Source organism: Nocardioides pakistanensis (assembly GCF_054781215.1).
This window is the reverse complement of sequence record NZ_BAAGUV010000014.1, coordinates 37,472-59,504: the sequence shown is the minus strand read 5'-3', so window position 1 is coordinate 59,504 and position 22,033 is coordinate 37,472. Positions and strand designations below refer to the sequence as shown.

Genomic DNA, 22,033 nt, shown 5'->3' with positions numbered 1-22,033 from the left:
GGACGAGCTCGATGACCTCCTTGTTCCAGGCGCGACGGAGCGCCGAGGAGTTCGCCGCCGCTGTGGACGGCGGCGACTCCCCGAGCCGTCGCTCCCTCACGCCCGAGACCGAGTCCCTGCTCGCCGTGGTCGGCGCGCTGCGCTCGCACGAGCCCGCCACTCCCCGCGCGGAGTTCTCCGCCGACCTGCGCGAGCGGCTGATGGCCGAGGCCGAGACGGTGCTGCGGCCCGAGAGCTCCAACCTGCTTCTGCCCGCCCGCGAGCGCGGCCGTCGCGAGCGCCGACTGGTCGCCGCCGCCTCCGCGTTCGTCCTCATCGGCGGTACGACGACCATGGCCGCCGCCGCGCAGAGCTCACTGCCGGGCGACGCGCTCTACCCGATCAAGCGCGGCATCGAGCGAGCCGAGGCCCAGCTCAACGTGAGCCCGGCCGGCAAGGGCAAGGACCTGCTCAGCCAGGCCTCCGACCGGCTCGTCGAGGTCGAGGGGCTGCTGGTCGCCGACACCGCCCAGGCCGAGCCGCGGGTGCCCGAGACGCTGGCCGAGTTCACCGCCTCGGCCGTCGAGGGCGCCGACCTGATGTTCGACTCCTACCGCGAGACCGGCGACCCCGAGGCGATCGTCGCGGTGCGTGGCTTCGCCCGAGACGGGATCGACACGCTCCAGCAGCTGGCCGGCGACGTGCCCGCGTCCGCCCAGGGCGACCTCGCCGCGGCCGCGATCACCCTGCACGACATCGACCTCGAGGCCACCGAGCTGTGCAGCACCTGCGCCGCCGACGCACCGGTGGTCGAGGTCCCCGACATCCTCCTCGCCCGCGCCGAGGTGGACCGCGCTCTCGCACTGGCCTCCGAGCGGACCCTCGACAACAACCACCCGGTGGTCGTCTCCAAGGGCCTGACCGGTCCGCGCTCGGCCCCCACCGCAAGCGCCGAGGGTCGGCCGTCGAGCCAGCCGTCCGCCACGGCGTCGCCGGACGCCGCCCCGACCGGGATGCCGACGCCCTCGTGGGAGCCGGAGACCTGGCCCACCCTGCTGCCCGGGCTCGAGGGCGGCGGCACCACCAGCAAGCAGGACGACCCCAAGGGCCCCGTCGAGCAGCTCACCGAGGACCTCACCGACAGCCTGAACGGCGTCGTCGAGACTCTGCTGCCCGACCTCGACGGCGACGGCCTGCTTCCCTGACCCGCCGTCCCGGCGCGGCTGAGCAGGTTCCCCGGTCGGCCGTTCAGTGGAACACGGAGCGGCGCTGCATCAGCAGGGAGTACAACGTCTGCTGGATCGTCTCCCGGACCTGGTCGGTCACGTTGAACACCAGCATCGGGTCGTCGGCGGCGCCGTCGTCGTAGGCGTCGGTCCGGATCGGCTCACCGAACTCGATCAGCCACTTCGACGGCAGCGGGACCAGCCCCAGCGGACCGAGCAGCGGGAAGAACGGCGTGATCGGGATGTAGGGCACCCCGAGCAGCCGGGCCAGTGACGGCAGGTTGCCGACCAGCGGGTAGATCTCCTCCGCGCCGACGACCGAGCACGGGATGATCGGCACCTGCGTGCGCAGCGCCGCGGAGACGAAGCCGCCACGGCCGAAGCGCTGCAGCTTGTAGCGGTCGGAGTAGGGCTTGCCGATGCCCTTGAAGCCCTCCGGCCACACGCCGACCAGCTCCCCGCCGCGCAGCATCCGCTCGGCGTCCTCGTTGCAGGCCAGCGTGGCGCCGCCCTTGCGGGCGATCTCACCGACGATCGGCAACCGGAAGACCAGGTCCGCACCGAGCGGGCGGAGGTGCCGACCGGTGTGGTCGTGAACGCTGACCCCGGTGACCAGCCCGTCCACGGGGACGGTGCCCGAGTGGTTCGACACCAGCAGCGCGCCACCCTCGGCCGGGATGTTCTCGGCCCCGCGGACCTCCACCCGGAACCACTTCTCGGCGATCGGGCGGATCGCGGCGTAGAAGAAGCGCTCGGTGACCTCGGCGTCGAAGCCGTACTCGTCGACGCTGTAGTCGCCGGTGACCCTGCGCCGCAGGAAAGCCAGGAACTCCGCCAGCCGCGGCTCCCAGCTCTCACCGAAGATCTCCTTGGCCGCGACGCTGAACGCCGCGAGCCAGTCACCGACGGGGATCCCGTCGGCGAGCGCGCGGTCCTGCGCCGTGACCCGCGGCGTCGTGGGGGACGCGGCGGCCTCCGACCCCGCGCCGGACGCGGTGACGGCTTCGTCCTGACCTGCCACGCCGGTCCCGCCCGACTGAGCGGCGGCGTCTGCCGGCCGGCGGCCGGTGTCGCGGCTGCCCGTGGCAGGGCGCTCGTCGACCTGACGCTCGCCGGGGGTGGTGGTGTCTGCGGCGGTGCTCGCCGCCGGCTTCGCTGCCGGTTTCGCTGCTGTCGCGGAGGCGGCACGCTTCGACGCGCCGCGCCGGCCTCCCGCGACGCGCGAGCCGGTGCCCGTCGTACCCGGGTCGGAGGGGGCTGCAGCGGCATCCTCGGCCGCGGACCTGTCCTCGACCACTGCCGGCGCCGCGGGCTTGCCTTTGCGGGTGGTCTTCGCACCGCCGGCGGCCAGGCTGCGGGCGGCGGCGGACGGGCGCGCGCTGCCGCTGCCGCGACCGGGGCGACCTCGCGTGCCGATCGGGATGATCTCGGCGTCAGCCACGGGCACCTCCCAGGGCCTGGTGCACGGCGTTCTCCACGGCCTGGACCCGGCGCGGCGAGATCGGTCCGGGGCCCATCGCGCGGCGGAGGTCCTCGAACGCCGACTCGGTGGTGTGCCGAGGGTCGAAGTGCAGCACGGTGCGCATCCGGGTGGTGTCCACTCCGCGGCCGTAGGTCAGGTAGGCGACCTGCTCGGGGGAGAAGTCGGCCACCCTGGACTGTCGGACCAGCGAGCCGACCTGGCTCACCGCGAACGACGGCATCGGGACCGACGGCTTGCCGAGCCGGCGCAGCGCCTGCGAGAGCATCAGGATCCCGTCGCCGGCGACGTTGAAGGTGCCGTGGACGCCGTCGAGCGTCGCGTGCCGGATCGCGCCGAGCAGGTCGTCCTCGTGGAGGAACTGCAGGCGAGCGTCGAACCCGAGCACGGTGGGTACGACGGGCAGCCGGAAGTACTGCGAGACGGGCGACTTCACGTTGGGGCCGACCGTGTTGGCCGCCCGCAGCATGGTGACCTCGATGTCCGGGCGCCGGCGCGAGAAGCCGCGCACGTAACCCTCCACCTCGACCACGTCCTTGGCGAAGCCGGAGCGGGGCAGGCGCTTGGGCGCCATGTCCTCGGTGAACATGGCGGGGTCGCGCGGCGAGGAGCCGTAGACCGCCGTCGAGGAGCGCACGACCAGCCGCTTCAGCCCCGGCGCCTTCTGGCAGGCGGCGAGGAGCTGCATGGTGCCGATGACGTTGAGCTCCTTCATCGACGCGCGGCCGCCGGCGGTGCCGGGGGTGGCGATCACGCTGAGGTGCACCACGGTGTCGACACCCTCCCCGGCGATCACCTTGGCGATCACGGGGTTGCGGATGTCGGCCCGGACGAACCGGACGCCGGCCATGTCGCCGCGCGGTGGCACCACGTCCACGCCGATCACCCGCTCGACGGCGGGGTCGGCGGCGATCAGGCGCGCGAACCTGCCACCGAGGTCCCCGGAGACCCCGGTGACGAGAACGACGCGGCCCATCAGGTGTCCACCTCGCAGGCTCCGGCCAGGTGTCGGCCGGGCTTACTTGCCCTGACGACGACGCTGGATGCGCGTCTTCTTGAGCAGCTTGCGGTGCTTCTTCTTCGCCATACGCTTGCGGCGCTTCTTGATGACAGAACCCACTGTGGACCTTTCGAGCCTTGAGTCGTTCACTCCGGCACGTGCGCCGGTGCGACAGCAGGGGCCAAGCCTACTTGCCGCGTGCAGGGCTGAGGAAATCGGTCGATCCGGCGAGATCGCGCCGCTCTCGCCGACTCTCACAGAGTAAAGCTTGGTGCGGGCTCAAGGCGGACGCGTCATGAACCGATGATCAACACGTCTCAACTCATGACAGCAGTACCAGATCACCCTGGGGGACAGTTTTTCCACGGTTTGCTCACAACATGGAGATGTGGGGGCATACTGAGGGTCCGGGACAGCTTGTCGCTGTTCAGCAGGTTTACGACGTGGTTCACGCTGGAACACTCCCCTGGGAGGGGGACGACCAGCTGTTCGTGGTCGAGCCGGTCCGCACAACGCTGACCGCCCCGGCCGCGCTCATGAGGCCTTGGGAGGGGCCTTAGCGATGGACATTTCTGGATTCGGCGTCCGGCGCCCGCGCACGATCACCCGCTCATTCGCCAGGCTCGCCGCGGTGGCCCTGGCCAGCTCCGCGATCACCATTGGCGCCTCCGGAGCCACGCTGGCGCCGGCGACCGCCGTACAGCCCGTCACCGCGCAGCCGGTGGTCGCGACGGTCAAGACCGCGCTGGCCGCACCTGAGACCTACGAGCGCCGCGTGCACCGCCTGGTGAACCTCCGCCGCGCCAACCACGGCCTCCGGCCGCTGAAGTTCGCCGGCTGCGCCGACAGCAGCGCCGAGAGCTGGGCGAGCTACCTGGCCCGCAACAACGAGTTCTTCCACCAGTCGATGCTCGACGTGCTGAACCGCTGCAACGCGCAGTACGCCGGCGAGACCCTGGGCCGCGGCGCGATGGCCCCGCGCAAGCTCGTCCGGATGTGGATGGAGTCCCCCGGACACCGCGCGGTCCTGCTGAGCAGCAAGTCCACCCGCCTGGGCATCGGCGCGGCGCCGGACGCCTACGGGCGCTGGGTGGTCGCCGCCAACTTCATCCGCCCCTGACCCACGGTCCACACGGGATCGGCCCCCTCCCCCCGGGGGCGCACGGCGCCGCACACCCCCCAGGCGCCCCGGTCCCTCCCTCGTGAAACGACGACGGTGGCGGTCCCTCACGGGACCGCCACCGTTGTCGTGTTTCAGGCTGCGCGAGCTCAGCCGGTCTGGAAGAAGCTCTTGCGCAGGTACTCGTTCACGGCGTCCTCGGGCACCCGGAACGATCGTCCCACCCGAACGGCCGGCAGCTCGCCGGAGTGCACCAGGCGGTACACGGTCATCTTGGAGACGCGCATGACTGTCGCCACCTCGGCAACCGTCAGGAACTTCACTTCGGAGATGTCTCCGGAGTTGTTTGAGGCCATCATGCACCGCACTTTCACTGCACACCACGTCCCCGGCTTCCCCACCGGAGACCTCAACGTATGTGCTTAGGTGAGAATAGAGCCTAGAGTTACCCGTGGGAAAGGGGTGACTTTTCGGACACTCTTTACCTATCGCCCGGCGTGTCGCAGAAGACACGCCGCCGTGGGCCTGATAGCGCCCCATCGGGGCACCGCGGACGTCACCACGGGTGGTGGTCCAGCCCGTTCAGCGGGAACGCCGCCTCGCGGGTGGCGTGGATCGCCCGGTCCAGCCAGGTGGCCGGGTCGTAGCCGCCGGACCAGTCCCGGTAGGCCGGCTCGCGGCCGTCGGTGAGCCGGAACGGCGCCACCCGGCCGAGCAGCGTCTGCACGTGGTCGCGCCACCCCTCGGGGGTCGGCGTGTGCGGGTCCAACGGCTTGCCGCCGACGATCGCCAGCAGGTGGGTCCACGCGCGCGGCACCACGTCGACCACGGCGTAGCCGCCGCCCCCGGTGGCCACCCACTTGCCGTCGCAGACCTCGTGCGCCAGGTCGTGGAGCGCGAGGTACGCCGCCCGCTGGCCGTCGACGGTGAGCATCAGGTGCGCGAGCGGGTCCTCGATGTGGGAGTCGCAGCCGTGCTGGGTGACGAGCACGTCGGGCTCGAACTCCCTGACCAGCGGCGGCACGACGGCGTGGAAGGCGCGCAGCCAGCCCGCGTCCGCCGTACCGGGGGGAAGGGCCACGTTGACCGCGCTGCCCGGAGCGTTCGGGCCGCCGGTGTCCTGGGGGAAGCCGGTGCCCGGGAACAGCATCTGCCCGGTCTCGTGGATGCTGATCGTCAGCACCCGCGGGTCGTCCCAGAACACCCGCTCGACGCCGTCGCCGTGGTGGACGTCGACGTCGACGTACGCCACCTTCTCGGCCCCGTTGTCGAGCAGCCACTGGATCGCCACGGCGACGTCGTTGTAGATGCAGAACCCACTGGACCTGCCCGGCATGGCGTGGTGCAGCCCGCCGGTGATGTTCGCGGCGTGGTCGACCTGACCGGTCCACACCCGCCGGGCCGCCTCGACCGAGGCCCCGACGATGTGCGCGGCCGCGGCGTGCATCCCCTCGAAGGTCGGGTTGTCCTCCGAGCCGAGCCCGTGCGCCTCGTCGACCTGGAACGGGTCGCGGCTCATCTTCTGCACGGCCTCGATCAGGTCACCGGAGTGCACCCGCGCAATCAGGTCGTCGTCGGCCACCGGCGCCGCGACCTGCGGCAGCCCGACGCCCTCGGTGCCGGGCGCGGCGATCACGCCGAGCTCGTCGGCCAGGCGCATGGTCAGGTCGACGCGCACCGGTGACATGGGGTGGCTCGGCCCGAAGTCGTAGTCGGTGAGTGTCTTGTCGAACACCACACATGCGCGGCCGGCCATGACGTTCACGCTACTACCTGTGAACCAGGCCCGTGACCGAGTCCACGCGGTGGCAGGTCCTCAGGCGCCGGTGTCCTTGCGGGATGCGCGCTGGTAGTGGAACACCGAGACCGCGACACCGCCCCACAGCAGGAGGCCACCGATCACGAGCATGATGACGGCGCTGGTTTCCATCCCGATCACTCCTTGACGGTGTGGACGATGTCGTCGTGCGGCGCCCTGCTGTTCAGCGACAGCGCGAGCGCGAACATCAGGGTCAGCAGCACGGCGCCGACCCCGAGGAACAGGATGCCGCTCGTCGGGTAGCCGCTGTAGTTCTCGCGGAGCTCCACCCAGAAGGTGTTGTAGATGATCATGAACGTCAGCAGCACCGGCGTGATGAACTTCAGCGACACCGTCCACCAGGCGCCGAGCCTGATGTAGGAGATGTCGTTGATGTGGTCACGCTGCGCGTTGAGCGTCCGGGCGATCCACGCGACCAGGAGCACCTCGGCGAGGCCCGCCACGATGAGGCCGTAGTTGTTCACGAAGTGGTCGATGGTGTCGAGGTAGAACAGCCCGCCCTTGGTGACGTACAGGATGCTGATCAGCGCCGCGAGACCGACGATGTAGTTCACCGCGGTGGTCCGGGTCAGGTCGAACTTCTCCCGGATCGCGGCGATCACGGCCTCGAGGATGGAGACCATCGAGGTCAGGCCGGCGAAGAACAGCGTGCCGAAGAACAGCACGCCGAACACCGTGTTCAGCGCCGGCAGGGTGCTGATGATCTGGGGGAAGATCATGAACGCCAGGCCGACGCCGCCGGTGCCTGCGACCTCGCCGACCTCGGCGCCCTGGGTCAGCGCCAGGAAGCCGAGCGCTGCGAAGACACCGATCGCGGCCAGGAACTCGAAGCCGGCGTTGGACAGCCCGACGATGAAGCCGCTGTTGGACAGGTCGGTCTTGCGCGGCAGGTAGCTGGAGTAGGCGATCATGATCGAGAAGGCGATGCTCAGCGAGAAGAACACCTGGCCGTAGGCCGCCACCCAGACCGCGGGGTCGTCCAGCGCCCCGAAGTCGGGGGTCAGCAGCACGTTGAGGCCCTCGGCGGCGCCGTCGAGGGTGATCGCGCGGATCACGATCAGGATCAGCATCACGATCAGGGCCGGCATAAGCACCCGGGAGGCGAGCTCGATGCCGTGCCGCACGCCGCGGACCAGCAGGACGTACACGATCACCCACGCGATCACCAGCGGGAGCAGCAGCTTCCACTGCAGGCCGCCGATCTCCCAGAAGCTGCCCGGGTCGGCCCCGCCGGAGGTGGCGAGGTACTCGCCGATGAAGAACCCGACCGTGTCGTCGCCCCACTGCTCGCCGAAGGAGTAGTAGAAGAAGCTCAAGCACCAGGCCAGGATCACCACGTAGTAGGTCGCGATGACGAACGAGACCGCCGCCTGCCACCAGCCGAGCCACTCCCAGCCGCGGTGCATGAGGTGGAAGGTCGCGGGGGCTCCCTGCCGGTAGCGGTGCCCGAGGGAGTACTCCAGCATGAGGATCGGGAGCCCGGCGGTCAGCAGCGCCACGAAGTACGGGATCAGGAAGGCGCCGCCGCCGTTCTCGTAGACCACGTACGGGTAGCGCCAGATGTTGCCCAGGCCGATCGCCGAACCCATCGCGGCGAGAATGAAGCCGAGCTTCGTGCCCCACTGGTCACGAGTGGGTGCGTCCTGACCGACGTTGCTCATCGAACCCTCCGGAGATCGTCCTGAATGGGCTGCTGGCAGGTTAGCGAACCTTCACGTGGACCGCCAGGGTGACACCCCAGGTTGCGCGCGACAACGGATCCGGTGGACTTCGAGGGTCTAGTGCATAGGATTCGCTTGTGACGACGCGAATCGAACACTGGATCAACGGTAAGCCGACGGCGCTGGACTCGACTCGCACCGGCCCGGTGCACAACCCCGCAACGGGCGAGGTCACCGGCGAGGTCCTGCTCGCCTCCCCCGACGACGTGGTCGCAGCGGTCGCGACCGCCCGCGAGGCCGCTCAGGAGTGGCGCGAGTCGTCCCTGTCGCGTCGCGCGGCGGTGCTGTTCGCGTTCCGCGAGATCCTGCACGCCCGGACCGACGAGCTCGCCGCCGTGGTGACCGCCGAGCACGGCAAGGTCCTCGCCGACGCGGCGGGTGAGGTGGCCCGCGGCCTGGAGAACGTCGAGTTCGCCACCGGCCTGCCGCACCTGCTCAAGGGCGGCTACTCCGAACAGGCATCCACCGGGGTCGACGTGTACTCCATGCGGCAGCCGCTCGGTGTGGTCGCCGGCATCACGCCGTTCAACTTCCCGGTCATGGTCCCGCTGTGGATGTGCGCGAACGCGGTCGCGGCGGGCAACGCCTTCGTGCTCAAGCCCAGCGAGAAGGACCCCTCGGCGTCGATGCTGCTCGCCGAGATGTGGCAGCAGGCCGGCCTCCCCGACGGGGTCTTCACCGTGCTGCACGGCGACCGGGACGCCGTCGACGGCCTGCTCTCGCACCCGGACGTCGCCGCGGTCAGCTTCGTCGGCTCGACCCCGGTCGCGCGGCACATCTACGAGACCGGCACCGCCCACGGCAAGCGGGTCCAGGCCCTGGGCGGCGCCAAGAACCACATGGTGGTGCTGCCCGACGCCGACGTCGATCTCGCCGCCGATGCAGCGGTCTCGGCCGCCTACGGCGCGGCCGGCGAGCGCTGCATGGCGATCTCGGTCGTGGTCGCCGTCGGCGCGGTCGCCGACCCCCTGGTCGAGGCGGTCGCCGCCCGTCTCCCCCGACTGGTCGTCGGTGACGGCGCCGCGCCGGGGACCGACATGGGGCCGCTGATCACCGCCGAGCACCGCGACAAGGTCGCCTCCTACGTCGCCGCCGGCGAGCAGGCCGGTGCCCGCGTCGTCGTCGACGGCCGGTCCGCCGACCTCCCATCGCAGGGCTTCTTCCTCGGCACGACGCTGCTCGACGACGTCACGCCCGACATGACCGTCTACACCGACGAGATCTTCGGTCCGGTCCTCAGCGTGGTGCGGGTGGCGTCGTACGACGAGGCCCTGGAGCTGGTGAACTCCAACCGCTACGCCAATGGGACCGCGATCTTCACCCGCGACGGCGGCGCGGCCCGGCGCTACCAGCGCGACGTGGAGGTCGGCATGGTCGGCGTGAACGTGCCGATCCCGGTGCCGGTGGCCTACTACTCCTTCGGCGGGTGGAAGGCGTCGCTGTTCGGCGACAGCCACATGTACGGCCAGGAGGGGCTGAACTTCTACACGCGCAACAAGGTGGTCACCTCACGCTGGCCCGACCCCGCCACCTCCGAGGTCGACCTCGGTTTCCCCCGCACCCGCTGACCCGCTCCCCCAGGTGCCCCAGTTTTCCCAAGTTAACGTGGGAAAACTCCACTTACCGCGGCAAATACGCCGTGCCAAGTACCGGTTCACCAAGCCAACGTGGGAAAACTGGGGCCGGGGAGTCACTGGGGCGGGAGGGCCTAGAGGCCCTCGGCGAGAGCGCGGGACCGGTCGCGGGCGGCCTCGAGCGCGGTGAGGAACGCGGCGCGCACCTTGTGGTCCTCCAGCTCGCGCACCGCGGCGGCCGTCGTACCGGCAGGCGAGGTGACCTGCTCGCGCAGCACGGTCGGGTGCACGCCGGTCTCGCGGAGCAGCTTGGCCGACCCGACGAGGGTCTGCACGACGAGGTCGTAGGCCGTCGAGCGCGGCAGGCCGAGGTGCACGCCGGCCTCGATCATCGACTCGACGACGAAGAAGATGTACGCCGGACCCGACCCGCTGACCGCGGTGACCGCGTCCTGCTGCCGCTCGGGCACCCGGAGCACCCGGCCCACGGCGTCCATCAGCGACTCGGCCTCGACCAGGTGCGTCTCGTCGCAGTGCGATCCGCGCGAGATCGCCGACATCCCCTCGTCGACGAGCGCGGGGGTGTTGGGCATCACCCGGACCACCGCGGTGCCCTCGGGCAGCCGGTTCTCGAGGAAGGCGGTGGTGATGCCGGCGGCCAGGGAGACGACGAGCTGGCCGGGGCGTACGACGGGCGCCAGCTCGTTGAGCAGGTCGCCCATGTCCTGCGGCTTCACCACGAGCACCAGCGTGTCGGCCTGCTTGGCCGCATCGACGTTGCTCACCACGCTGACGCCGTACCGCTCCTGCAGCTCGGCGGCCCGCTCGTGGCGCTTCTCGCCGACCAGGAGGTCCTCGACGTTGCGGCCGGCGCGGATCAGCCCGGACAGCAGGGTCTCCCCCATGACACCGGCGCCGATGATGGCCACCCGACTCATAGTCGCCACTTCCTCACTTCTTGGAGACCAAGGACCTCAGGAAGAGTGCCAGGTTCGAGGGTCGCTCGGCCATTCGTCTCATGAGGTAGCCGTACCACTCGGTGCCATAGGGCAGGTACACCCGCACCTTCTCCCCGGCCTCGGCGAGCCGGCGCTGCTCGTCGGGCCGGATCCCGTAGAGCATCTGGAACTCGTAGCTGCCCTGCTGCCGCTCGTGCCGGGTGGCCAGCGACCCGGCGATGTCGACCAGCCGCGGGTCGTGGGTGGCGACCATCGGGTAGCCCTGACCGCCCATCAGCACCTTCAGGCAGCGGACGTAGGACCGGTCCACCTCCGCGCGGTCCTGGAACGCCACCGACTCGGGCTCCTTGTAGGCGCCCTTGCACAGCCGGACCCGGGAGCCCTCGTGGGCCAGGTCGCGGCAGTCGGACTCGGTGCGGCGCAGGTAGGCCTGCAGCACGGCACCGGTCTCGGGGAAGTCCTTGCGCAGCTCGTGGACGATGCCGAGCGTGGAGTCGGTGGTGGTGTGGTCCTCCATGTCGACGGTGACCGTCGTACCTGCGTTGCGAGCGGCGTGGCAGATCGCCCGCGCGTTCTCCAGCGCGATCTTCTCCCCGTCGCCGGGCAGCGCCTGCCCGATCGCGGACAGCTTCACCGACACCTCGGCGCTGCGCGAGAGGTTGTGCGCCGACAGCGCGGCGAGCAGCTCGAGGTAGGCCGAGACGGTGCTGTCGGCCTGCTCCCGGTCGAGGGTGTCCTCACCGAGGAAGTCGAGCGTGACGTGCAGGCCGTCGCCGACGAGCTGCTGGGTGGCACCGACGGCCGAGGCGGTGTCCTCGCCGGGCACGTAGCGGTTCACGATGCTGCTCGAGACCGGCATCGCGGTGACCAGGCCCTTGACCCGGTTGCTGCGCGAGAGCATCAGCAGCGGCTCACGTAACACGTCGGCTACCTCCCGTGACGCCCGCGCGTCGTTGCGACGGGCAGGGCCAGGCTACGCGGTGCGCCGGCGCAGCGTGGCCGCACCCAGCGCCAGGGAAGCGACCGCGAACGCCGCGATCACAGCCAGGTCGCCCCACACGCTGGTGTCCACGCCGCCGAACGCGGTGGAGGTGGTCGTGGAGACCGTGGTCATCGCGTCCACGGCGTACGACAGTGGCAGCACGTCGGAGATCGCGGAGAGTACGTCGGGCATCTGGTCGCGCTCGATGAACAGCCCGCACAGCAGGATCTGCGGGATCACGATCGCCGGCATGAACTGCACCGCCTGGAACTCGGTGCGCGCGAAGGCGGACACCAGCAGCCCGAGCGCCGTACCCAGCACTGCGTCGGCCACGGCAACCACGGTGAGCATCCACACCGGCCCGGCGACGTCGAGGTCGAGCACCCACACGCACAGGAGTACGGCGACCACCGACTGCACCGCAGCCACGAGGCTGAACGCGATCGCATAGCCGAACAGGAAGTCGAGCTTGCCGGTCGGCATGGCCAGCAGCCGTTCGAGGGTGCCGGAGGACCGTTCGCGCAACGTGGTGACCGAGGTGACCAGGAACATCACGATGAACGGGATCAGCGCGAGCAGCGGCGGGCCGAGGCTGTCGAAGCCGAACGCCTTCTCGTCGAACATCCACCACAGCAGGCTGAGCACGAGCGCGGGCAGCACGAGCAGCATCGCCGCGGTGCGGTGGTCGTGACGCAGCTGGGTGAGCACCCGCCCCGCGACGGCCAGCGTGATCCGCGGGCTCATCCGCAGCTCCTGCGCGGAGACGGCGGCACTCATGCGGCCGCGTCCACGAGCGAGAGGAACGCGTGCTCGATCGAGGCCTCGCCGGTGCTCGTGAGCAGTCCGGCGGGCGTGTCGTCGGCGAGGATCCGGCCCCGGCGCATCAGCAGCAGGCGGTCGCAGCGCTCGGCCTCGTCCATCACGTGGCTGGAGACCAGCACCGCGGCGCCGGCGTCGGCGAGCGAGTGGAACAGCCGCCACAGGTCGCGCCGCAGCACGGGGTCAAGGCCGACGGTCGGCTCGTCGAGCACGAGGAAGTCGGGGCTGCCGAGCAGCGCGACGGCGAGCGAGACCCGGGAGCGCTGGCCCCCGGAGAGCCGGTTGGCCAGGCGGTGCCGGTGGTCGTCGAGCTCGACGGCGTCGATGCACCGGTCCACCTCGGCACCGTCGAGGCCCAGGACGCGGGCGAAGAAGCGCAGGTTCTCCTCGACGGTGAGGTCGTCGTACACGCTCGGTGCCTGCGTCACGTAGCCGATCCGGTGCCGCAGGCTCGCGTCGCCGGCGGGCCGGCCGCCGACCAGGACGGTGCCGGACTCGACGATCTGCACGCCCACCACCGACCGCATCAGACTGGTCTTGCCGCAGCCCGACGGTCCGAGCAGGCCGGTCACCTGGCCGTGCGGGACGGTGAAGGTGACCCCGTCCACCGCGCGCACCCCGCCGCGTACGACGTGCAGGTCGGTGACCTCGATCGCGGCGTTATTCATCATGCGATGAATTCTCCTCCCGCGCCAGCCGCGCGGTCAAGCGGTTTCGGTACGTCGGTCACCGGGACGACCGACCGCGGGCGGCGACCCGCCGGCGACGTCGCGACGACCCGTCGGGCGGCGAGGCGGCGGCCCGGCGACTCGCCGGCTGACTTGCAACGTTCTGCACCAGTTCGGCTCCCGGAATGGTGCAGAACGTTGCAAGTGGGCGCGACCGGCGAGGGTCAGGGCTCTTCGGCGGTCAGGTAGCGCTGCACGGTCGGCGCCAGCCAGGCCGCGAGCTCGTCGGCGGGCATGGACGCGATCGGCTCGAGCCGCATGACGTAGCGGGCCACCACCAGGCCGACCATCTGCGAGGCCATCAGCGAGAGCCGGCGCTCGCCGTGGTCGAGGCCGAGGATCTCCACGAGGTGCCCGAAGACGAGCCGCTGGAGCGCCGCCTCCACCACCGACCGACCTGGCTCGCCCGCGACGCCGGCCTTGATGATCGCGAGCAACGGCAGCCTGGCATCGGGGTCCTCCCACACGCTGAAGAAGACCTCGACGAGCCGCTCGCCCAAGCGGTCGGGGTCTCCCTCGGCGACCGCGGCCATCAGCGGGCGCGGGTCGACTCGCACCTCGAGGGCGGCGAGGAACAGGTCGTCCTTGGTGCCGAAGTAGTGGTGCACCAGCGAGGGGTCCACCCCTGCTGCGGCGGCGACCTTGCGGATCGACGTACCGGCGTAGCCGGCGTCGGCGAACGACTCTCGCGCCGCGGCCAGGATCTCCCCGCGGGTGTCCCCGCCACCGGCCCGCCTGCCGCGGCCGGGCGTGACTGCGCGACCGGCGCCCGCAGTGCGGCCCGTGCCCGCAGCGCGACCGGCGGCGCCAGCGCGGCCGTCGGCGCCGGCGCGACCGGCGCGCGCAGAACTTCCGGCACGCGCAGAACTACCGGCGCCCGCAGCTCCACCCGCGCCCGCAGCCCGGCCCATGCTCATCGACCGGCCCCGGAACGCCCGGTCTCCCCTGCCCCGGCACGCCCTTCGCGGCGGCGCTCGAAGTTGAGCCGGACGAACGCCAGCGACTCCATCAGGTCGAGCTCGCGGGCCTCGCGGGTGCCGGACCGGCGGGTGTTGATCTCGACCACGATGTGCCCGCGGAAGTCGTCCTCGGCGAGGTGCTCGAGCAGTTCGGCGACCGGCTGGTCGCCGCGGCCGGGCACCAGGTGCTCGTCGCGCGCGGAGCTGGTGCCGTCGGTCATGTGGATGTGCCGGAGCCGGTCGCCGAGCTCCTTGGCCATCGCGACCGGGTCGCTCTGCGAGGTGGCCGAGTGGGACAGGTCGATGGTGGCGTTGGCGTAGTCGTGGTGCGCGGGGTTCCAGTGAGGCACGTAGACCTGCATCTCACGCTTGGAGGCGCGCCAGGGATACATGTTCTCCACGGCGAACGCGATCCCGGTGCGCTCCTCGAGCTCGGCGATCCCCTCCACGAAGTTGCGCGCGTAGTCGCGCTGCCAGCGGAACGGCGGGTGTACGACGACCACGTCGGCGCCGACCTCGTGCGCCATCTCGGCGCTCTTCTCGAGCTTCCCCCACGGCTCGGTGCCCCACACCCGCTGCGTGATCAGCAGGCAGGGGGCGTGTACGGCGCACACCGGGATCTCGTGGTACTCCGAGAGGTGCTTGACCGCCGCGATGTCCTGGCTGACCGCGTCGACGCTGACCATCACCTCGACCGCGTCGTAGCCGAGTCGGCTCGCCATCGCGAACCCGTTGGCCGGCGACTCGGGGTAGACCGAGGCGGTCGACAGCGCCACGAGCGGCCCGTCGCGGTCCGCGATCGGCCGGACCTCGCGGGCAGACACCTGCTCCGCGTCGTCGGCTGCCACGTCGCTCACCTGTCCAGGGTATTCCTCACCCGGTGAACCGGGGTCAGCTCAGGATGCTCATCTGGTCGAGCCGCTCGAGGATCACGCCCTCGCGCAGCGCCCACGGGCAGATCTCCAGCTCGGGCAGCTCGAAGATGTCGAGCACCGCGTCAGCGACGAGCGCTCCGGCGAGCAGCTGGTGGGCCCGGTTCGCGGAGACACCGGGCAGCGTCGCGAGCTCGGCGTGGGTCATCGTGGCGAGGTCGGGGAGCTTCTTGGCCAGCACGTCGGCGGGTAGCGACCGCCGTACCAGGAGCCCCTCGCCCGACGGCGCCGCACCGCACACCCGCGCCAGCGACCGGAAGGTCTTCGAGGTGCCGACCGCGTGGTCCGGCGCGCCACCGCGCAGCACCGCCCCGGCGTCGCGGGCGATGTCGGCGCGGATCTGCTTGCGCAGGTGCCGCACGTCTGCCGGGTCGGGCGGGTCGCCGCGCAGCCAGTCGCGACTGATCCGGCCGGCGCCGAGCGGGAGGGACTGTGCGACGTCGGGCGACTCGTCGGTGCCGGCGGCGATCTCCAGGGAGCCGCCGCCGATGTCGAACACCGCGAGGCGACCCGAGGACCAGCCGAACCACCGGCGCACGGCGAGGAAGGTCAGCCGGGCCTCGTCCTCACCGGACAGCACGCCGACCTCGACGCCGGTTGCGGCGTGCACGTGTTCGAGCACCTCGGTGCTGTTGACGGCGTCGCGGACCGCGGAGGTCGCGAACCCGAGGATCTCCTCGCAGCCCTTGTCCTCGGCGACCAGGAGCGCCTGCGAGACGAACCCGGTCAGCGCCTCGACGCCGGCAGCGGACACGGCGCCGCGCTCGTCGAGGTGCTCGGCGAGCCGCAGCGGCTCCTTGTAGGAGAAGGCCGGCATGGGTGCGGCACCGCCGTGCGCGTCGACGACGAGCAGGTGGCCGGTGTTCGAGCCGATGTCGAGAACTCCGAGTCGCATAAGGGTTCCAGCCTCCCACACAGGACGTAGGGTGACCCTCGTGCCTGAGGTCGATCTCGTCTTTCCCCGCGCCTGGGTGGAGTTCCCCGATCCCGCCGACGAGAGCCAGGTGTTCCGCTGCGACCTGACCTGGCTGACGTCGAACTGGATGTGCATCTTCGGCCAGGGCTGCCAGGGCATCTACGCCGAGCGGCCGCTGGACGGTTGCTGCACCCTCGGCGCGCACTTCTCCGACAAGGACGACGAGAAGCGTGTGGCCTCGTTCGTGAAGCAGCTCGACGCCTCGACGTGGCAGTTCCACGACGCGGGCCGCAAGCACGGCTGGGTGGAGACCGACGAGGACGGCGACCGCAAGACCGCCGTGCACGAAGGCGCCTGCATCTTCCTGAACCGCCCCGGCTTCCCCGGCGGCGAGGGCTGCGCGCTGCACGGCCTGGCCCTGCGCCTGGAGCGGCACCCGCTGGAGACCAAGCCGGACGTGTGCTGGCAGCTGCCGATCCGGCGCACCTTCCGTGACGTCGAGCTGCCGGACGGCACCAGCTACACCGAGGTCAGCATCGGGGAGTACGACAGGCGGGGCTGGGGTCCCGGCGGCCACGACCTCGACTGGTACTGCAGCGGCAACACCGAGGCGCATGTCGCCGCCGAGCCGGTGTACGTGTCGAACGGCCCCGAGCTGGTCGAGCTGATGGGCCGGCCGGCGTACGACGAGCTGGTCCGGCTGTGCGAGGCGCACCTGCGCTCCCGTTCGGCCCTCGCCATCCACCCCGCCGACCCCCGCTGACCCTGCCGGCAGCCGAGCTCGTCGAGACCTCCGGTGGTCGAGCTCGTCGAGACCCGGTGGCCGCAGCCAGACGTCAGAACCGTTCAGCTGAACGGTTCTGACGCCGGTTCGGCCGGATCGGACGTCACAACCGTTCAGCTGAACGACTGTGACGTCGCCCGGTGGTCGAGCTCGTCGAGACCCGGCGGCGCTCAGTCCTCCTTGAGGTAGCGCTCGGCGACGTTGGCCGGCATCGGCTCGTAGCGGACGAACGTGCGACTGAACGACGCCGTGCCGTGGGAGAACGACCGCAGGTCGACCGCGTAGCGCACGATCTCCACCTGCGGCACCTCCGCCCGCACCAGCGTCCGGTCGTCGCCGACGGACTCGCTGCCGAGCACCCGGCCACGCCGGCCGGACAGGTCGCTCATCACGGTGCCGACCAGGTCGTCGGGCACGATCACCGACACCTCGTCGACCGGCTCCAGCATCGCGATCTTCGTGGCCGCCGCGGCCTCGCGGAGCGCGAGCGCGCCGGCGGTCTGGAAGGCCATGTCCGAGGAGTCGACCGGGTGCGCCTTGCCGTCGGTGAGGGTGACCCGGATGTCGACGACGGGGTAGCCGTTGGCGACGCCCTTCTCCATCTGGGCGAGCACGCCCTTCTCCACGCTCGGGATGAACTGTCGGGGCACCGCACCGCCGACGACCTTGTCGACGAACTCGAAGCCCGAGCCCTCCGGCAACGGCTCCACCTCGATGTCGCAGACCGCGAACTGGCCGTGGCCGCCGGACTGCTTGACGTGGCGGCCGTGTCCCTTGGCGAGGCCGGCGAAGGTCTCCCGCAGCGGCACCCGCAGCGGCACCTGGTCGACGGTGGCGCCGTACCGGTTCGCGAGCCGCTCGAGTGCGACGTCGACGTGCGCCTCGCCCAGGCACCACAGCACCAGCTGGTGGGTCTCCGGGTTGTGCTCGACGCGCAGGGTCGGGTCCTCGGCGGCGAGCCGCTGCAGGCCGGAGGAGAGCTTGTCCTCGTCGGCCTTGGCGTGCGCCTGGACCGCGACCGGGAGCAGCGGCTCGGGCATGTTCCACGGCTTGAGCACCAGCGGCTGGTCCTTGTCCGAGAGCGTGTCGCCGGTCTCGGCGCGGCTCAGCCGGCCGATGGTGCACAGGTCGCCGGCGACGACCAGCTCGACGGGCCGTTGCTGCTTGCCGAGCGGCACGGAGAGCACGCCGATCCGCTCGTCCTCGTCGTGGTCCTCGTGCGTGGTCTGCTCGCCGAAGAAGGAGCTGAAGTGACCCGAGACGTGCACGGTCATGTCGGGGCGGATGGTGCCGGAGAAGACCCGCACCAGGCTGACCCGACCGACGTACGGATCCGTCGAGGTCTTCACGACCTCGGCCACGAGCGGGCCGTCGGGGTCGCAGGCGATCTCGGGTCCGCGCTTGCCCTCCGGGGTGAACACCTCGGGCAGGGCGTGCTCGGGCGGCGACGGGAAGCCGGACACGACCAGGTCGAGCAGCTCCGTGGTGCCGAGACCGGTGGAGGAGCACACGGGGACCACGGGGAAGAAAGAACCTCGGGCGACAGCGCGCTCGAGGTCCTTGACGAGGAGGTCACGGTCGACGGCTTCACCGCCGACGTAGCGCTCCATCAGGGTCTCGTCCTCCGACTCCTCGATCACCGCCTCGATCAGCGCCCTCCTCTGCTCCTCGTGGGCGGGGTCGTCGCCGGTGAGCAGGCCGACCATCTGGTCGTTCTCGTGCAGGTACGCCGGCACGACCTTCTCCCCGAACGCCGCCTGGGCTCCGGCGACCACGGCGTCGTAGTCGGCCCGCGCGTGGTCGAGCTTGGTGACCACGACGACGCGAGGCATGCCGACCGCAGCGCACTCCCGCCACACCTCACGGGTGGGTACGTCGACCCCCTCGTTGGCTGCGATCACGAACATCGCGCAGTCGGCGGCTCGTAGCCCCGCGCGCAGCTCACCGACGAAGTCGGCGTAGCCGGGGGTGTCGAGCAGGTTGATCTTCACGCCGTTGTGGAGCAGGGGTGCGAGCGAGAGCCCGACGGACCGCTGCTGGCGGATCTCGGCGTCGTCGAAGTCGCTGACCGTCGTACCCTCCTCGACCCGGCCGGCACGCCCGATCACGCCCGCGGTGGTCAGCAGTGCCTCGACCAGCGTGGTCTTCCCGGAGCCGGCGGGTCCGACGAGGACCACGTTGCGGATGGACTCGGGGCGGTCGGTCGTCGGGACCGGGTCGGCGCCGAGCTGAGCAGATGACTTGCTGGCCACATCTACCTCCTCGCGTGCGGTGCATCTCACCTTTCACCCGTCGCGAGGGATGCACAAGGGGTCGAAGGTCAGGTCAGTGACGGGACGAATGGGACGTCTTCGCTCCGGCACCACCGGCCCCCGCGAGGCTCTGTGTCTCAAACCCGACCCCGCTGTCCGCGTGTCCAAGATCAACGGTGAGAATGCTTGACATGCGCCTCGACCATCTCTCGTACGCAGCCGGACCCGACGGACTCACCAGCACCGCCGCCCGTATCGGCGAGCTGCTCGGGGAGGAGTTCCACGACGGCGGCATCCACCCGCGCTTCGGCACCCGCAACATGGTGCTGCCGCTGAGCGACGGCACCTACCTCGAGATCGTGGAGGTGCTCGACCACCCCGCCTCGGACAAGGCGCCGTTCGGCCAGGCCGTCCGGGCCCGCTCGGAGCTCGGCGGCGGCTGGATGGGCTGGGTCGTCGCCGTCGACGACATCAAGCCGGTCGAGGAGCGGCTCGGCCGTGAGTCGGTCCAGGGCAACCGGCACCGTCCCGACGGGGTCGAGCTGCGCTGGCGCCAGATCGGTGTGAAGGGTCTGCAGTCGGACCCGCAGCTGCCGTTCTTCGTGCAGTGGGAGGAGGGTGTCGAGCACCCCAGCACCGGGTCCAGCGGCGACCTCCACCTCGACTGCCTCGAGATCGCCGGCGACCCCGAGCGGGTGCGCGAGTGGCTCGGCAGCGACCGCGACCCGCTGGAGGACGTGAAGGTCGAGTGGGTCGCCCCGCACGGCACCCCGGGCCTGATCGCCGCGCAGTTTTACACCCCCAACGGCGTCGTCCGGATCTGACCCCGGCCGGTGCGGGCGGCCGACGGGGCGATCCCGAGCCCCAACATCTGGAACCACACCGAGACCTACGAGATCGAGAACCGTGCCGTCGACCCCGACGGGCGGATCGAGGCCGCGATGCGGTCGGTGCTCGACTGGTCCGGGCGCGACGTGCTGGACCTCGGCTGCGGCACCGGCTTCCACCTGCCCCGGTGGGCCGAGGCGGCGCGGTCGGTGGTCGGCGTGGAGCCGCATCCCGGCCTCGCGGCGGTCGCGCGGCGTCGTACCTCCAGGCTGCCGAACGTGACGGTGCTGCAGGGCACCGCGCAGGCCGTCCCGCTGCCGGACGCGAGCGTGGACCTGGTGCACGCGCGCTGGGCGTACTTCTTCGGGCCGGGCTGCGAACCGGGACTGGCGTCGCTGGCGAGGGTGGTACGCCGGGGCGGCGCGGCGTTCGTGATCGACAACGACCCGACGCGGAGCACGTTCGGCCGGTGGTTCCGCCGGGGGTACCCCGACGTGGACCCGGTCGCGGTCGAACGGTTCTGGTCCTCGCACGGCTGGACCCGGATGCCGCTGGACATCGAGTGGCGGTTCGAGAGGCGGGAGGACCTTGAGGCCGTCGTGGGGATCGAGTTCACCCCGGAGCTGGCCCGCGAGATCGTCGCCGAGCACGAGGGGCTGGTCGTCGACTACGCCGTGAACCTGTGGTGGCGCCGCTTCTGACTCCTCCCCCCAACCCGCTGTAACGCGGGGTTATGGACGCTCCACACGCGTCAGACCGCTTGTGATGCGTCCACGGCACGGGGGAAGTACGGCGGCAGGGCAGGTCAGCTCGAGCCGCGCACGGAGAGGGTCGGTGCGAGCAGCAGGCCGGGGACCTCGATCGGCTTGTGCGAGAGCAGCTTGCCGAGCAGGTTCACGATCTCCACCGCGACCTGCTCCAGCGGCTGGCGCACCGAGGTGAGCCCCGGCGGGACGCACTGCGCGGCGATCGAGTCGTCGAAGCCCACCACGGCGATGTCGCGGCCGACGGCGAGCCCGCGCTCGGCGAGGGCGTGCAGCACGCCCATTGCCACGGTGTCGCTGACGCAGACGAACGCCGTCGGCTGCTCGTTCTCGAGCAGCGCGAGGGCCGCGCGCCTGCCGAAGTCGAGGGTGTCGTCGCCGCGCGCGCTCAGCTTGCTGGTCGACAGCCCGTGCCCGTGCATCGCGTCGGCCCAGCCGGTGCGGCGGTCCTCGCCGATGAACGAGGTCTTCTGCCAGCCGACCCAGGCGATCCGCTGGTGGCCGCGTTCGACGAGGTGGTCCACCGCGAGCATCACGCCGGTGCGTCCGTCGACGTCGACCCACGGGTGGGTCGCCGCTGGCTCGTCCCACGGCCGGCCGAACGCGACGAACGGCGCGCCGCGCTCCTCGAGCCAGCCGGCCTGCGGGTTGCCGCGGTAGGTGTCGGTGATCACGAACGCGTCGACGGCCGTGGAGCGCAGCAGGTCGTCGTACCCGGCGATCGCGGTGGACTCGTCGAGCCCGCCGTCCGCACCGTCGCCGGCGTCGACGCCGGAGGAGAACAGCAGCACGTGGTAGCCGGCGTCCTTGGAGCTCTCCACCAGCGAGTGCAGGAACCGGTCCATGGTCGCGTTGGCGGTGCCCTCGACCACGCGGTCGATGCGCAGCCCGATCAGGTGCGAGGACCGGGTGCGCAGGTTGCGGGCCGCGCGGTTCGGGGAGTACCCGAGCTCGTCGATCGCGCGGCGCACCCGGTCGAGCGTCTCCGGGCGGAGCAGGTGCGGGCTGTTGAGCGCGTTGGACACCGTCTGCCGCGAGACCCCGGCCTCGTGGGCGACCGTCGCCAGCGTCGGGGCCCGGCCCTCGCGCCGGACACCGCTGGTCGCTCCTCGGGTCATCGGGCCTGGCTCCCCCTGGATTGTGCGGATGGATCGTTCAAATCCTAGTCGTCCGCATGATCGCTCGTGGCAA

Annotated in this window: 22 protein-coding genes; 6 read left to right on the top strand and 16 right to left on the bottom strand. The window is 71.0% G+C overall.

Annotated elements, in window-relative coordinates:
- Nucleotides 1-11 precede the first annotated feature (11 nt).
- The gene (locus tag ACYVIH_RS06575) at nucleotides 12-1,184 is read left to right on the top strand and encodes a DUF5667 domain-containing protein (RefSeq protein WP_460867366.1); all 1,173 of its coding nucleotides are present in this window, start codon (nucleotides 12-14) and stop codon (nucleotides 1,182-1,184) included.
- Between the two features lie 43 nt (nucleotides 1,185-1,227).
- Here the strand turns inward: ACYVIH_RS06575 and ACYVIH_RS06570 are convergent, their stop codons facing one another.
- Genes ACYVIH_RS06570 through ACYVIH_RS06560 form a run of 3 tightly spaced genes read right to left on the bottom strand, consistent with a single transcriptional unit; the run spans nucleotide 1,228 to nucleotide 3,805 of the window.
- Nucleotides 1,228-2,646: a lysophospholipid acyltransferase family protein gene (locus ACYVIH_RS06570; RefSeq protein WP_460867363.1), complete on the bottom strand. Its 1,419-nt coding sequence runs from the start codon at nucleotides 2,644-2,646 to the stop codon at nucleotides 1,228-1,230.
- Complete coding sequence (locus ACYVIH_RS06565) at nucleotides 2,639-3,661, bottom strand: SDR family oxidoreductase (RefSeq protein WP_460867361.1); 1,023 nt, start codon at nucleotides 3,659-3,661, stop codon at nucleotides 2,639-2,641. The genes ACYVIH_RS06570 and ACYVIH_RS06565 overlap by 8 nt, the downstream gene beginning before the upstream one ends.
- A 42-nt stretch (nucleotides 3,662-3,703) precedes the next feature.
- Nucleotides 3,704-3,805 (bottom strand): 30S ribosomal protein bS22, encoded by a 102-nt coding sequence (locus tag ACYVIH_RS06560; RefSeq protein WP_013161846.1) that lies wholly within the window; start codon nucleotides 3,803-3,805, stop codon nucleotides 3,704-3,706.
- A 442-nt stretch (nucleotides 3,806-4,247) separates the two neighbouring features.
- Between ACYVIH_RS06560 and ACYVIH_RS06555 the strand changes: the two genes are divergently transcribed.
- Nucleotides 4,248-4,805, top strand: coding sequence for a CAP domain-containing protein (locus ACYVIH_RS06555; protein ID WP_460867358.1), 558 nt, complete (start codon nucleotides 4,248-4,250; stop codon nucleotides 4,803-4,805).
- A gap of 149 nt (nucleotides 4,806-4,954) precedes the next feature.
- Here the strand turns inward: ACYVIH_RS06555 and ACYVIH_RS06550 are convergent, their stop codons facing one another.
- The 4 genes from ACYVIH_RS06550 to ACYVIH_RS06535 form a co-directional block, all read right to left on the bottom strand.
- Nucleotides 4,955-5,161 (bottom strand): helix-turn-helix domain-containing protein, encoded by a 207-nt coding sequence (locus tag ACYVIH_RS06550; RefSeq protein WP_460867543.1) that lies wholly within the window; start codon nucleotides 5,159-5,161, stop codon nucleotides 4,955-4,957.
- 200 nt (nucleotides 5,162-5,361) lie between these two features.
- Entirely contained in the window at nucleotides 5,362-6,561 is a 1,200-nt protein-coding gene (locus ACYVIH_RS06545) for an acetoin utilization protein AcuC (RefSeq protein ID WP_460867356.1), read from the bottom strand.
- 60 nt (nucleotides 6,562-6,621) lie between these two features.
- Complete coding sequence (locus ACYVIH_RS06540; RefSeq protein WP_460867354.1) at nucleotides 6,622-6,735, bottom strand: MetS family NSS transporter small subunit; 114 nt, start codon at nucleotides 6,733-6,735, stop codon at nucleotides 6,622-6,624.
- A gap of 5 nt (nucleotides 6,736-6,740) precedes the next feature.
- Entirely contained in the window at nucleotides 6,741-8,285 is a 1,545-nt protein-coding gene (locus ACYVIH_RS06535) for a sodium-dependent transporter (protein ID WP_460867352.1), read from the bottom strand.
- Nucleotides 8,286-8,422: 137 nt separating this feature from the next.
- On the opposite strand from ACYVIH_RS06535, the gene ACYVIH_RS06530 reads away from it, so the two are divergent.
- The gene (locus tag ACYVIH_RS06530; protein ID WP_460867350.1) at nucleotides 8,423-9,913 is read left to right on the top strand and encodes a CoA-acylating methylmalonate-semialdehyde dehydrogenase; all 1,491 of its coding nucleotides are present in this window, start codon (nucleotides 8,423-8,425) and stop codon (nucleotides 9,911-9,913) included.
- Nucleotides 9,914-10,053: 140 nt separating this feature from the next.
- Here the strand turns inward: ACYVIH_RS06530 and proC are convergent, their stop codons facing one another.
- From proC to ACYVIH_RS06495, 7 genes are all read right to left on the bottom strand, one after another.
- Nucleotides 10,054-10,857, bottom strand: coding sequence for a pyrroline-5-carboxylate reductase (gene proC / locus ACYVIH_RS06525; RefSeq protein ID WP_460867348.1), 804 nt, complete (start codon nucleotides 10,855-10,857; stop codon nucleotides 10,054-10,056).
- A 13-nt stretch (nucleotides 10,858-10,870) separates the two neighbouring features.
- Complete coding sequence (locus ACYVIH_RS06520) at nucleotides 10,871-11,800, bottom strand: proline dehydrogenase family protein (protein ID WP_460867346.1); 930 nt, start codon at nucleotides 11,798-11,800, stop codon at nucleotides 10,871-10,873.
- A gap of 51 nt (nucleotides 11,801-11,851) precedes the next feature.
- Nucleotides 11,852-12,637, bottom strand: a complete 786-nt coding sequence (locus ACYVIH_RS06515) for an ABC transporter permease (RefSeq protein ID WP_460867344.1) — start codon at nucleotides 12,635-12,637, stop codon at nucleotides 11,852-11,854.
- Nucleotides 12,634-13,350, bottom strand: coding sequence for an ABC transporter ATP-binding protein (locus tag ACYVIH_RS06510; protein ID WP_460867342.1), 717 nt, complete (start codon nucleotides 13,348-13,350; stop codon nucleotides 12,634-12,636). Before ACYVIH_RS06510 ends, ACYVIH_RS06515 begins: the two co-directional genes overlap by 4 nt.
- A gap of 221 nt (nucleotides 13,351-13,571) precedes the next feature.
- Nucleotides 13,572-14,324: a TetR/AcrR family transcriptional regulator gene (locus tag ACYVIH_RS06505; RefSeq protein WP_460867339.1), complete on the bottom strand. Its 753-nt coding sequence runs from the start codon at nucleotides 14,322-14,324 to the stop codon at nucleotides 13,572-13,574.
- A complete protein-coding gene (locus ACYVIH_RS06500; protein ID WP_460867337.1) occupies nucleotides 14,321-15,223 on the bottom strand; it encodes a sugar phosphate isomerase/epimerase family protein in 903 nt (300 codons plus the stop codon). Before ACYVIH_RS06500 ends, ACYVIH_RS06505 begins: the two co-directional genes overlap by 4 nt.
- A 34-nt stretch (nucleotides 15,224-15,257) precedes the next feature.
- Nucleotides 15,258-16,193 carry a Ppx/GppA family phosphatase gene (locus ACYVIH_RS06495; RefSeq protein ID WP_460867335.1) on the bottom strand — a complete coding sequence of 312 codons (936 nt, stop codon included), beginning with the start codon at nucleotides 16,191-16,193 and terminating at the stop codon, nucleotides 15,258-15,260.
- A gap of 40 nt (nucleotides 16,194-16,233) precedes the next feature.
- On the opposite strand from ACYVIH_RS06495, the gene ACYVIH_RS06490 reads away from it, so the two are divergent.
- The gene (locus tag ACYVIH_RS06490) at nucleotides 16,234-16,977 is read left to right on the top strand and encodes a hypothetical protein (RefSeq protein ID WP_460867334.1); all 744 of its coding nucleotides are present in this window, start codon (nucleotides 16,234-16,236) and stop codon (nucleotides 16,975-16,977) included.
- Nucleotides 16,978-17,168: 191 nt separating this feature from the next.
- On the opposite strand, the gene ACYVIH_RS06485 is transcribed toward ACYVIH_RS06490, so the two are convergent.
- Nucleotides 17,169-19,250, bottom strand: a complete 2,082-nt coding sequence (locus ACYVIH_RS06485) for an elongation factor G-like protein EF-G2 (RefSeq protein WP_460867331.1) — start codon at nucleotides 19,248-19,250, stop codon at nucleotides 17,169-17,171.
- 191 nt (nucleotides 19,251-19,441) lie between these two features.
- On the opposite strand from ACYVIH_RS06485, the gene ACYVIH_RS06480 reads away from it, so the two are divergent.
- Together ACYVIH_RS06480 and ACYVIH_RS06475 are read left to right on the top strand one after the other, a co-directional pair.
- Nucleotides 19,442-20,074, top strand: a complete 633-nt coding sequence (locus tag ACYVIH_RS06480; protein ID WP_460867329.1) for a VOC family protein — start codon at nucleotides 19,442-19,444, stop codon at nucleotides 20,072-20,074.
- 9 nt (nucleotides 20,075-20,083) lie between these two features.
- Nucleotides 20,084-20,779 carry a class I SAM-dependent methyltransferase gene (locus ACYVIH_RS06475; RefSeq protein WP_460867326.1) on the top strand — a complete coding sequence of 232 codons (696 nt, stop codon included), beginning with the start codon at nucleotides 20,084-20,086 and terminating at the stop codon, nucleotides 20,777-20,779.
- A gap of 104 nt (nucleotides 20,780-20,883) precedes the next feature.
- Here ACYVIH_RS06475 and ACYVIH_RS06470 read toward each other — a convergent pair whose 3' ends face one another.
- Nucleotides 20,884-21,960, bottom strand: a complete 1,077-nt coding sequence (locus tag ACYVIH_RS06470; protein ID WP_460867323.1) for a LacI family DNA-binding transcriptional regulator — start codon at nucleotides 21,958-21,960, stop codon at nucleotides 20,884-20,886.
- Between the last annotated feature and the right edge of the window lie 73 nt (nucleotides 21,961-22,033).